The sequence below is a fragment of the Nitratidesulfovibrio oxamicus genome (assembly GCF_015731765.1).
Classification (GTDB): domain Bacteria; phylum Desulfobacterota; class Desulfovibrionia; order Desulfovibrionales; family Desulfovibrionaceae; genus Cupidesulfovibrio; species Cupidesulfovibrio oxamicus.
Genome location: NZ_VRYY01000810.1, coordinates 1 through 10,598, shown reverse-complemented (window position 1 = coordinate 10,598; position 10,598 = coordinate 1). Strand labels below are relative to the sequence as shown.

The following is a 10,598-nucleotide window of genomic DNA, read 5'->3' as shown; positions in this document are numbered from 1 at the left end:
GGCCGAGGAACTGCGCCGCGCCGCGCCGGAACAGGCCCTGGCCGCACGCACCGGCGACTTCGAATTCGCCCTGTTCGTGCCTGCGGGCACGTCCGGCGGCTGCCGCAAGCTGGCCGTGGACATGGTGCGCCGCCTGCGCGGGGTGACCATCACCTGCGGGCTCACCGACGAGCCGGTGGGGGTGACCGTTTCCGCCGGATTCGCAGTCTACCCTCAGGACATGGAGGGCGCGGCCTTTGCCCGCGACCATGGCGAGCAGGCCCGGGTGCTGCTGCGCAAGGCCCGCCTGGCCGCCGCCGTGGCCGTGGAGGCTGCCGCCCTGTCCGTCGGGGACGGTGACGGCAAGGGAGGCGATGCCGCGCCCGGCGTGCCGGTGATGGGCTTTTCGCGCATTCTGGCCGAAGGGGGCCGGGTGCTGGAAACCCTGCCCCTGTCGCGGGTGGTGGTGAGCCTTGGCGGCAACATGAACGCCCGCGAAGGGCAGCGCTTTTCCGTATGGTCGGTGGCCTACCCCGTGCGCGGCGGCTCGCAGGAGCCGCGCCAGCCCCTGTACAAGGGCGAGGTGGTGCTGATGGAGGTGCGCGACAACACCTCGCTGGCCGAAATCATGCACGTGGGCGACCCCACCTGGCCGGTGGAGCCCGGTGACCGGCTGACCCTGCTGCCCGAGGAAAAGGGGGTCACCGTGCGCGACGGCGGCGGAGAAGCGCCACGCACCGATCCGCTGACCGGGCTGTTCCGCCACGGCGACTTCCTGGCCCGCTGGAGCGCCGAACGCGAACGCTGCGACGCCTTTGCCCTGGCGCTCATCCGCCTGTCGGACGAAGGTCGCGAGCCGGAAGGCCGCGCCGCACATCCGGAACAGCTCATGGCCGAGGCGGCGCAACTGTGCCGCGACCTGCTGGGTCAGCAGGCCCTCGGCGGGCGCTACGGCCTGAACAGCCTGATCTTCTTCCACCCCGGCATGACGGCTGATGGAACGGAGGGAGCAAAAGGGGCGCGGGAAACCTACGCAGCACTGTGCGACGAACTGGAACGCCGCCTGCGCATCGGGGCGGCCGTGGGGGTGGCCTGCCATCCGTATCTCAGCTACCGCAAGGCCGACGCGCTGGAAAACTGCCTGAAGGCCCTGGAATACGCCATGCTGCTGCCCGCGCCGCGCGTGGGCGTGCTGGATTCCCTGGCGCTGAACATCAGCGCGGACAAGCGCTACAGCCTGGGCGACACCTTCGGGGCCATCGAGGAATACAAGCTGGCCCTGCTGGCGGACGAAGGCAACACCATGGCCTGGAACTCGCTGGGGGTGTGCATGGCCGGGCTGGGACGGCATTCCGAGGCGCGGCGCCACTTCGGCGAGGCACTGGCGCGCAAGCCCGGCGACCCCATGGCCCTGTACAACCTGGGCACGGTGTGCCAGTCCGAGGGCGAAACGGCGGAAGCGCGCGACTGCTTCCGCAAGTGCCTGCGCAACGCGCCGGGGCACGTCTACGCCCTGATCCGCCTGGGGCAGTTGGCCGAAGGCGAGAAGCGTTTCGCCCAGGCCCGGCAGTACTACACCAAGGCCGCGAAGCTGGATGGCGGCGCGGAGCTGACCTGCCGCCACCTGGCCCGGCTGTGCATGCGCCAGGGCCGTCCGGACGAGGCCCGCGAACACCTGCACGAGGCGCTGCTGCACAACCCGCAGGACGCCATCGCCCTGCAACTCATGGCCCGGCTGTACCTGGACGGCGGCGAAGACCCGGAAATCGCGGAAGTGATGGCCCGGCAGAGCGTGGCCCTGCGGCCTGACCTGAAGCAGGGCTGGCTGGAACTGGCCCGCGCCCTGCAGGTGCGCGGTCGCGACCATGACGCCCGCGAGGCCTTGCTGCGCGCCGGGGAGCGCTGAGCGAAAGCAATCTGCCGCATCGGTGGCGGACTGTGGCGGGCTGTCGCGGGGCAGCATCCGGCAGTATCGCATCGGGAAGCCCCGCAGTTCGCATAGAGACGAGGCAGGAAATGTCGCCGACATGGCCGAAGCATGGCCTGCGCCGGCATGCCTGCCCCGGTCGTCCGGCCGAGCGGAAACCCGCCCGGAATGGCCGCGCGGTCGGCTGGGCGGCAGACTCTTTCGCCACGCGGCGGCCTGCGTCATTGCGTGCCTCTTGCGCCCTGCCAATTGATTGGGTACTCTTTCAACGTGAGGAACCCGATGCCCGGAACGCCACGGTCGTTCCCCCCTGCCTCACCGCAACCGCAACGGCCTGCGTGGCCGAGCGTGGCCGCAGCCCGTCCCCCCTACCCCGCCGGTGCCACGACCGGCTCCCCCCGATCAGACACATGGACCCCGCTCCCCCACCACCAGAGCCGCACGCGCGGCACATCGCCTGGAACGGCCTGAGCCTGTCCGTTCCGTACGACTGGCAGCCACACGCTGTGGAACTCCATTTCCTGTCGCTGGCCCGACACGGTCGCGCCACCCTGGAGTGCGCCTGGGGGCCCGACCCCGCCGAATTTTCCATCCCGCGCCGCCGTGCGGCACTGGAACGCCAGAACCGGCGTCTGCCCGGCTTCACCGCGGACCCGCGCCGGGTGCCCGCCCGCTGGGCACAGGTGCTGGCCACGCTGCGCCCCCGGCTGACCTACGTGCCCTTTTCCTGGCACGGGGGCTGCGGGGCGCTGTGCCATGATGACGAAGCCCGCTGCATCATCGAGGTGCGCTTTCCGGCGGGGCCTGCGATGGCCCAGGCTGGTCGCAATGCCCCGACTGGTCGTGATGTCCCCGAAGGGCATGGCGGTCCCGGGGGCCATGACGTTCCGGGCATGCATGGCGTCAGGGACACCGAAGCCTCCGACGCCCCCCCCATTACCCGGTTGCATGCCCCGCAACCCGACGAGGCCGCCCTGCTGGAAGCGGCGGCGGTGCTGTCCTCGCTGCGCCTGCACCCCCGGCACGAGGCGGTGCCCTTCCGGCTGCACGATCTGGAGCTTTCCGCACCCGCAGGGTTTGCCCTGCGCGACTTCACCTTTCGACCGGGGCTGTGCGCCCTGCACTTTCGCCGGGGGGCGGACACCCTGTCCGTGGAGCGGCTTTCACCCGCCAACGTGGTGCTGCAGGGGCTGCCCCTGCGCCACTGGGCAGCCCGCCGGGCAGGGCTGGACACCCGTGAGGTGCATGCGCGCTCGCCCCACTGCCGACCGCCCCGCACCCGTGAAACGGCCTTCTGGCAACGTACGGACCGAAGACCATTGTTCGGAGCCCTGCCGGTATTGCGCCGCCTGTCGCGCGGCGCCATCCACGAGGAAGGTGCGGCATGGCTGGTCGGCGACGAAAACAAGCTGATGGCGGTCTGCCTGTGCAGTACCGGAGGCCCGGCCCCGGAGACCATGGCAGCCCTGTGCGCCAGCCTGCGCCTTATCGTGACGGACTGACGCCCGGCTCCCCCCTCCACCACCTGCGGCATCCTGCCGTCAGCCCCTCCGCGCACCCATGCGCAAAAATGCCGGGGCGGCGCACAGGGTATCCCCCTGCCCGCCGCCGCAGCATGCCGCATCATCACGCCATTTCGGCGCCTCTCGCGTTCAGTCCGGCTTGCACCTGTCCGGCTTGCACCTGTCCCGTCCGCGAATGGCCGGGCTGCAAGTGGCCGGGCTGCAAGTGTCCCACCCGCAAGTGTCCGGGCCCGTCTAATAAACCTTCCGCGTGGAAAACCCCGTCCCCAGTACGTTGAAGGTATTCTCCACGATCATGAAGGCATTGGGATCATGCCGGAACACCGTTTCTTCCAGCCGCTTCAGCTGATAGTTCTGCACCACGGTCATCAGCACCTGCTTGTCCCGCCCGGTAAAGGCACCCTTGCCCTGCAGGAATGTTGCACCCCTGTGCAGGTGTTGCAATATCTCCGCTGCGATGCATTCCGCGCATTCCGAGATGATGAACACCATCTTGCGCTGGTTGAACAGCGAATGCACGTAGTCCATCACCTGCGAATACGTGTACACCAGAATGACGGAATAGAGCACCATGTCCACATCCAGCGTGGCCAGGCCAACCATGAACAGCACGAAATTGTAGAGAAAGCTCACCTGCCCCACGCGCATTCCCCAACGCTGGTGCAGTATGATGGCGATGATGGTCATGCCGCCTTCGCTGCCCAGCGAACGCAGCACGATGCCAAGGCCCGCCCCGCACACCGTGCCCGCCGCCACCGCCGCCAGCAGCGGATTGGTGATGTGCGCCTGCCAGGTGATGAACTGGGCGGCGATGGTGGTCACCGCCGTTCCATACAGGCTGTACAGGAAGAAACGGCGGCTCACGAACAGCCAGCCCAGCACGAAGATGGGCAGGTTGAGCAGCAGGTACCACAGGGCGGGCGACAGCACGCCCGTGGCATAGTAGATGTAAATGCCCGTGCCGAAGATGCCGCCGGAAATGAACCCGTGCGGCACTGCGATGGCGTTCATGCCCAGCGAGAACAACGTGCCCCCGATGGTCAGCAGCGCCAGGTTCCACCAAACGGTCATGCTGACGTTGCGCAATTCCCTTTCGAACATCTGCGTCCCCTGTTGCTCTCCGCCGGAATAGGCGGCGCTGCGCTCGATTGTCTGGTTGCCGGGCAGACGCGCCGCCACTGCGCGTCGTGATCGCATGTGCGGGCCGCATGTGCCGGGCTGCAGGTGCCCAACTGCACAGACAGGCCATCCGCGCTGCAGCCAACGCATAGCAGCCGGATCTGGCCGAAAACTGCCGGACACGGCAAATTCGGCGCTGTTACCGCTGACGGACACCCGGCGGGGAGTTGTGCTCCACCCGGAAACAGGTATAGAATGGTTCCAACAGGATACCCCAAACCATCAACGCACACCATCCGCCACGCAGGAGGATTTACCCCATGCTCATTCGCGAATGGATGACCAAGGATGTCATCACCATAACGCCCGATACGTCAATGATGAAGGCCTCCAAGATCCTCAAGGAAAACCGCATCCGCCGCCTGCCCGTGGTGGACGCCGAAGGCCGCCTGATCGGCATCGTCTCCGACCGGGACATCAAGGAAGCCTCACCCTCCAAGGCCACAACGCTCGACATGCACGAGTTGTACTATCTGCTTTCCGAAATCAAGGTCAAAGACATCATGACGCGCGACCCGTTCACGGTGCGCGCCGATGACACGGTGGAAACCGTGGCCCTGAACATGATCGAAAAGCGCATCGGCGGCCTGCCCGTCATTGACGACGCGGGCAAGCTGGTGGGCATCATTTCCGACAGCGACGTGTTCAAGGTGCTCATCACCATCACCGGTGTGCGCCATGGCGGCGTGCAATTCGCCTTTGAACTGGAGAACACCCCCGGCACGCTGAAACCCATCGTGGACACCCTGCGCGAACACAACGCGCGCATCATCTCCATCCTCACCTCCATGGACGATTCCAGCGGCCCCACCCGCCGGGTGTACATCCGCATCCTGCCCATGGACCGCGCCGAGGAAAACCGTATCATCGAGGCGGTAAAGAGCCGTTTCTCGCTCATGTACTGGGCGCGCGACAACGTGCATCCTGCCTAACGAGCACCCGGGGGGGGCCTTGCAATCCGGCTGCTGCTCCGTGCCCGCCGCTCTCCCGCCCCGCCTCCCTGAACCGCACACGGCCCGCACCTACAGGTGCGGGCCGTTTTCGTGCCAGTTACCCGAAACGAGCTCCTTCTTTCCGATTCCGAAAAAAAGAACCGGGGGCCTTGCGGCCCCCGGCGGGGTGTGCGGTTTCAGGCAGGGTAAGGCTTAGAACTCGTAGATGAAGTTGAAGACCATCTTCTTGGCGTCGGAGTAGTCGTCCGAACCCCAGGTGTCTTCATCCATGTCGAGCTTGATCCAGCCCAGTTCGACCACGAGGGAAAGGTTCTCGTAGATCTTGTAGGTGGTGTCGAAGTTCACTTCGATGGCGCTGTCTTCGTCGGTCAGGAACACGAAGGTGTTGCCGGGAGCGAAAGCAGTAGCCATGGTGGTGGGGTTGTTCTTGATGACGTCGGCATCGTTGGTGCCCTGCATGTAGACCACGCGGAACACGTGCGACAGGTTCTCCATGAAGGAGATGTCGGCCAGCTGCAGGCCCAGGGCCCAAGAGCCGGCGCCGTTAAGACCGAAGTAGGTGTCCTGGCGGTACACGGAACCGGGGAAGCCGAAGCTGGTCACGCCCCAACCGGTGGGGGAGATGGAAGGCATGCGTTCGGAACCGTCGGACAGGTCGTCGTCTTCACCAGAGCCGTACCAGGCCAGGATGCCGGGGGTGACCATGTCGAGCTTGTACTCGGCAAGGGCGGCAACCAGCCAGCCAGCGCGTTCGGCGGACTCGGCGTCGTCGTCGGCGGTCTTGGAGCCGTACACGGCGTCAAGCTTCAGGGAGAAGGGCGAGAAGGCGCTCATTTCGAAGGACACGCCGCCCCACCAGGCGCTGTAGGAGTCGGAGCGGCTGTCGATGGCGGGATTGGCGCCACCACCAAACTCGGCCATGCTCAGCATGCCGGAGAGAAACTCGGTGCCACCGTTGGTGGAACCGGTGAAGCCAGCGTCCTTGCCCACGGAAGCGTACACGCCGTAGGGGGTGACCTTGAAGCCGTCCAGGGTCACGGGCACGATCAGGGCGAACACGTCGGCTTCGTCGAAGCCATTCTTGCCGTCGGTAGTGCCACCATTCGCATCAGCGGGACGAGCCCACAGGGCGGTCACGCCGACGGTGTCGTTGATGGCGTAGGACAGGGTAAGACCAGCCACGTCGTCATCGAACACGGGCGAGGAAGGCGCAACGGCGCCGGGCAGGGACAGACCCTGGATACCCATGCGGACCTTCAGGTCGGTGTTGGGCACGATCCAGTCGATGTACGAACGACGCACTTCGACGGTGCGACCATCGGCGCCCAGGGCGCCGCCCTGGTCGGAGGTGCCGGTGCCAGCGCGGCCCCACACCGTGTTGCCGATTTCGAAGAACACGACACCCTTCAGGGATTCGCTGGCGATGATGTCGATCTGGGTGCGGAAGCGCTGGCTGGCGGAGAAGTCGTCGTCGCTGTTGCCGTCGTCATCGGCAGAGGTGTAGTCGCCGTTGTCCAGCCACGAAAAATCGAACGCCCACGCGCCCTTGGCCTTGATGTCGGCGGCCTGGGCAGCGGAGAAGGCGCCCAGCACCAGCGCGAAGGCCAGCATCAGGGTAGCAAAACGTTTCATGGAGTCTCCTTCCTTCTTTGCTGTTGGGGTTGCCTGAAACCACTCGCACTTCGTACCCGAAGTTTAAAATTTTGGCAACAATCGTGCGTCAGGCCCTTTTCCCCCGCTGCCAAGCCCCTTTTTCATACGACAAAAATGGCAACAGCAATTCTGCATAGTCCAGCACGCGCCTGCCCCACCCCATTGCCACAGGGGCACGCCCCTCCGCGCCTCCCCACCAGACACAGCCGGTTCCGCCTGCATGTAACGCATCTTCACATTCGACCCCACCTGCCAGGGATTCCTTACTGTACACAACAAAAAGCCCCGCGCAGAGCGCGGGGCTTTCCGCATACAAAAAGGGGAGGCCTCGCGGCCTCCCCTCGGGATGCGTCAGGAACACTGCGCCTTAGAAGCTGTACTTCAGGTTGAAGCCGAGCTTCCAGGCATCGCTGAAGTCGTCGTTGTTCCAGGTGTCTTCGTCGACGTCGAGCTTGATGTAGCCCATTTCGACGATGAGGTCCAGGTTGTCGTAGATCTTGTAGAAGTGATCGAAGTTCACTTCGATGGCGCTGTCCTTGTCGGTCAGGTACAGGCCGTTCCAAGCAGCACCAGCAGCGTCCGTGGGACGCAGGGCGGCGCCAGCGCCAACCATATCTTCGTCGTTGGTGCCTTCCATGTACGCAACACGCAGGGTGTGCTTCAGGTTTTCAACGAAGGTGATGTTGGCCAACTGCACGCCAACGCCCCACAGACCCGTACCGCTGACAGACAGCATCGAGTCGGCGGCGATGGGGGCGCCGACCTTGTCCATACCAAAGGAGGTGGGACCGAAGTCGGGCGAGATGTAGGGCATGCGCTCGGAACCGTTGGTGTCGTCGTCGTCGTCACCGCTGGCGTACCAGGCGAAGATGCCGGGGGTCATCATGTCCATCTTGTAGTCCACGGCGCCGATGACCAGCCAGCCGGAACGGTCGGATTCTTCGTCGTCGCCGTCAACGGAGCCGTACATGGCGTCCAGCTTGACGGACAGGGGCGAGAACATGGACACTTCGAAGGAAGCGCCACCCCACCAGGCGGTGGTTTCTTCGGCCAGGCCGTAACCGATGGAGGTCAGCCCGTAGCCAGCCTGGTTGCGCGAGGCGCCATTGCCGGTGGCGAGGCTTACGTCTTCACCGATGGAGCCGAACATCGCCCAGGGGGTGATCTTCGCGCCGTCGAGGGACACGGGCAGGATGGCGCCGAACAGGTCGAGTTCGTCGTGCTTGGTGTTGCCGGTGCCAGCAGAGTCATCGGCGTTGGTGTCGTACGGACGGGCCCAGAAGCCGGTCAGGCTGACCATGTCGTTGAACTTGTACGACAGGGTAAGGGCGGCCACGTCGTCGTCGAGGACCGGGGAACCGGCCACGGCGCCGGGCAGGGCCAGGCCCTGGATGCCCATGCGGACCATCAGGTCGGTGTTGGGCACGGTCCAGTCGATGTACGAACGCTTCACTTCAACAGTGCGGCCGTCGGCGCCAAGGGCACCGCCCTGGTCGGTGGAACCGGCGCGACCCCAGAAGGTGTCGCCCATTTCGAAGAACACCACGCCGCGCAGGTTTTCGCTGGCGATGATGTCGATCTGGGTGCGCAGACGCTGCAGGGCACCGAAGTCGTCTTCGCTGTTGCCGTCCTGGTCACCATCCTGGAAATCGGTGTTGTCCAGCCACTGGAACGCGAAATCCCACTGGCCCTTCACCTTGATGTCGGCGGCCGAGGCGCCGGCGACGGAGCCGAGCACCAGCATGGCGGCGAGCATCAGAGTAACGATGCGCTTCATTGTTTTCCCTTCCTTCCTTTGCGGTTCAAGTGCGATGTTCCTGACGCGGGAACACAAGGTTCGGAGTGCAAATTACTCCACCCGGAAAACCTTGGCAAGTGCCGGTGTAAAATTTTTTTTACGGTAGAGGATTTTTGTCCAACGCCGCAGAAAATCGTCACGTTGCCCGGCCAGCCCCCGTCTGCCCTTGACGCACGCGAACCGATGAGGGAGACCGGAACGCGGCGACGCGCCCCTCCACCCATCGCTTGCGCACGTCCCGCCACCCGAAAGTCACGCTTTTGACACATGGCACCGCCCGGCGGGCCGCCCCATTTCCGCATGCAAAAGCCCGTCATGTCGAGCATTCCCGATACACCCGGCGTCTATCTGTACAAGGACGCCGCCGGGCGCATCCTGTACGTGGGCAAGGCCAAGCACCTGCGCAGACGCATCGCGTCCTATTTCCGCGAGGCCGCCGAAGGCGCCCCGCCGCCCCAGACGCCCAAGACGCTGGCCATGCTGCGCCAGGCCGAACGGCTGGACACCCTCAGCACCACCACCGAAAAGGAGGCGCTGCTGCTGGAGGCCAGCCTTATCAAGAAGCACCGGCCCCGCTACAACATCGTGTTGCGCGACGACAAGCAGTACGTGCTTTTTCGCCTGCAAAAGAAGCATCCCTACCCGCGTCTCGACATCGTGCGCGCCGTGCGCCGCGACGGCGCCCAGTACTACGGCCCGTTCACCTCCGCCGGGGCGGCCCGCGCCACGTGGAAGGCCATCCACCGCGCCTTTCCCCTGCGACGCTGCACGGACCGGGCGCTGCAAAACAGGGTGCGCCCCTGCCTGTATCACTTCATAGGGCAGTGCCTTGCCCCGTGCGTGTTCGACGTGCCGCAGGACGAGTACGCCGCGCTGGTGCAGCGGGTGGAAATGCTGCTCTCTGGCCGCTCGGATGAACTGGTGGGGCAGTTGCGCGCGGAGATGGAAACCGCCTCCGGGGCGCTGGAATTCGAACGGGCCGCCGAACTGCGCGACCAGATCCGCGCCGTGGAACGCACCGTTGAGCGCCAGGCCGCCGTGCTGCCGGGCGGAGGCGACCTGGACGTGGTGGGCATCGTGGATACCGGCGGCGGGCTGGGCCTTGGCGTGCTGTTCGTACGGCAGGGAACGGTGCTGGATGGCCGTGCCTTCCTGTGGCCGGGCCTTGGCTTCGAGGAGGCCCCGGAACTGCTGCTGAGCTTCCTGGGGCAATTCTACGGGCCGCATTCGGCCATACCCGCGCGCATCGTGGTGCCGTGGCTGCCTGTGACCGAAGCGACGGAAGGGGCGGAAGGCAATGCGGACGCCGGAACCGCTCCGCCCACGCCTGCACCGGATGGACCCGAGGGGGAAGCCGAATCACCCGTATCCGGAGAATCAGCCGATTCGGGGGTATCGGGAACGCTGGACGCGTCGGAAGGGCAGGACGCGGCGGGCATTGCGCCCCTCGCAGTTGGGCGTCATGCTTCCCCGCCCTCGGCCGCGCCCCTCGCCCCCCAGGCCGCCACGGACATGAGCCTGCGCGCCATAGAGGAAACCCTGGCCGACCTGCGCGGCGGGCCGGTGCGCATCGTGGCGCCCCGCTC

At 65.8% G+C, this 10,598-nt stretch carries 7 protein-coding genes; 4 read left to right on the top strand and 3 right to left on the bottom strand.

All coding sequences use genetic code 11. The features are described from left to right. The coding region (locus FVW20_RS19060) for a tetratricopeptide repeat protein (protein ID WP_196610803.1) at positions 1-1,885 on the top strand (1,885 nt) is incomplete at its 5' end. Between the two features lie 431 nt (positions 1,886-2,316). Further along, positions 2,317-3,408 carry a hypothetical protein gene (locus tag FVW20_RS19055; protein ID WP_196610802.1) on the top strand — a complete coding sequence of 364 codons (1,092 nt, stop codon included), beginning with the start codon at positions 2,317-2,319 and terminating at the stop codon, positions 3,406-3,408. 255 nt (positions 3,409-3,663) lie between these two features. Here the strand turns inward: FVW20_RS19055 and FVW20_RS19050 are convergent, their stop codons facing one another. Beyond that, positions 3,664-4,530: a YitT family protein gene (locus tag FVW20_RS19050; protein WP_196610804.1), complete on the bottom strand. Its 867-nt coding sequence runs from the start codon at positions 4,528-4,530 to the stop codon at positions 3,664-3,666. Between the two features lie 338 nt (positions 4,531-4,868). On the opposite strand from FVW20_RS19050, the gene FVW20_RS19045 reads away from it, so the two are divergent. Continuing rightward, complete coding sequence (locus FVW20_RS19045) at positions 4,869-5,540, top strand: CBS domain-containing protein (protein ID WP_196610801.1); 672 nt, start codon at positions 4,869-4,871, stop codon at positions 5,538-5,540. 213 nt (positions 5,541-5,753) lie between these two features. On the opposite strand, the gene FVW20_RS19040 is transcribed toward FVW20_RS19045, so the two are convergent. Together FVW20_RS19040 and FVW20_RS19035 are read right to left on the bottom strand one after the other, a co-directional pair. After that, entirely contained in the window at positions 5,754-7,193 is a 1,440-nt protein-coding gene (locus FVW20_RS19040; RefSeq protein WP_196610800.1) for an outer membrane homotrimeric porin, read from the bottom strand. A 388-nt stretch (positions 7,194-7,581) separates the two neighbouring features. Further along, a complete protein-coding gene (locus tag FVW20_RS19035) occupies positions 7,582-8,991 on the bottom strand; it encodes an outer membrane homotrimeric porin (RefSeq protein WP_196610799.1) in 1,410 nt (469 codons plus the stop codon). Positions 8,992-9,312: 321 nt separating this feature from the next. Here FVW20_RS19035 and uvrC point away from each other — a divergent pair. Next, positions 9,313-10,598: excinuclease ABC subunit UvrC (uvrC, locus tag FVW20_RS19030; protein WP_196610798.1), on the top strand; the 1,286-nt coding region annotated here is incomplete at its 3' end.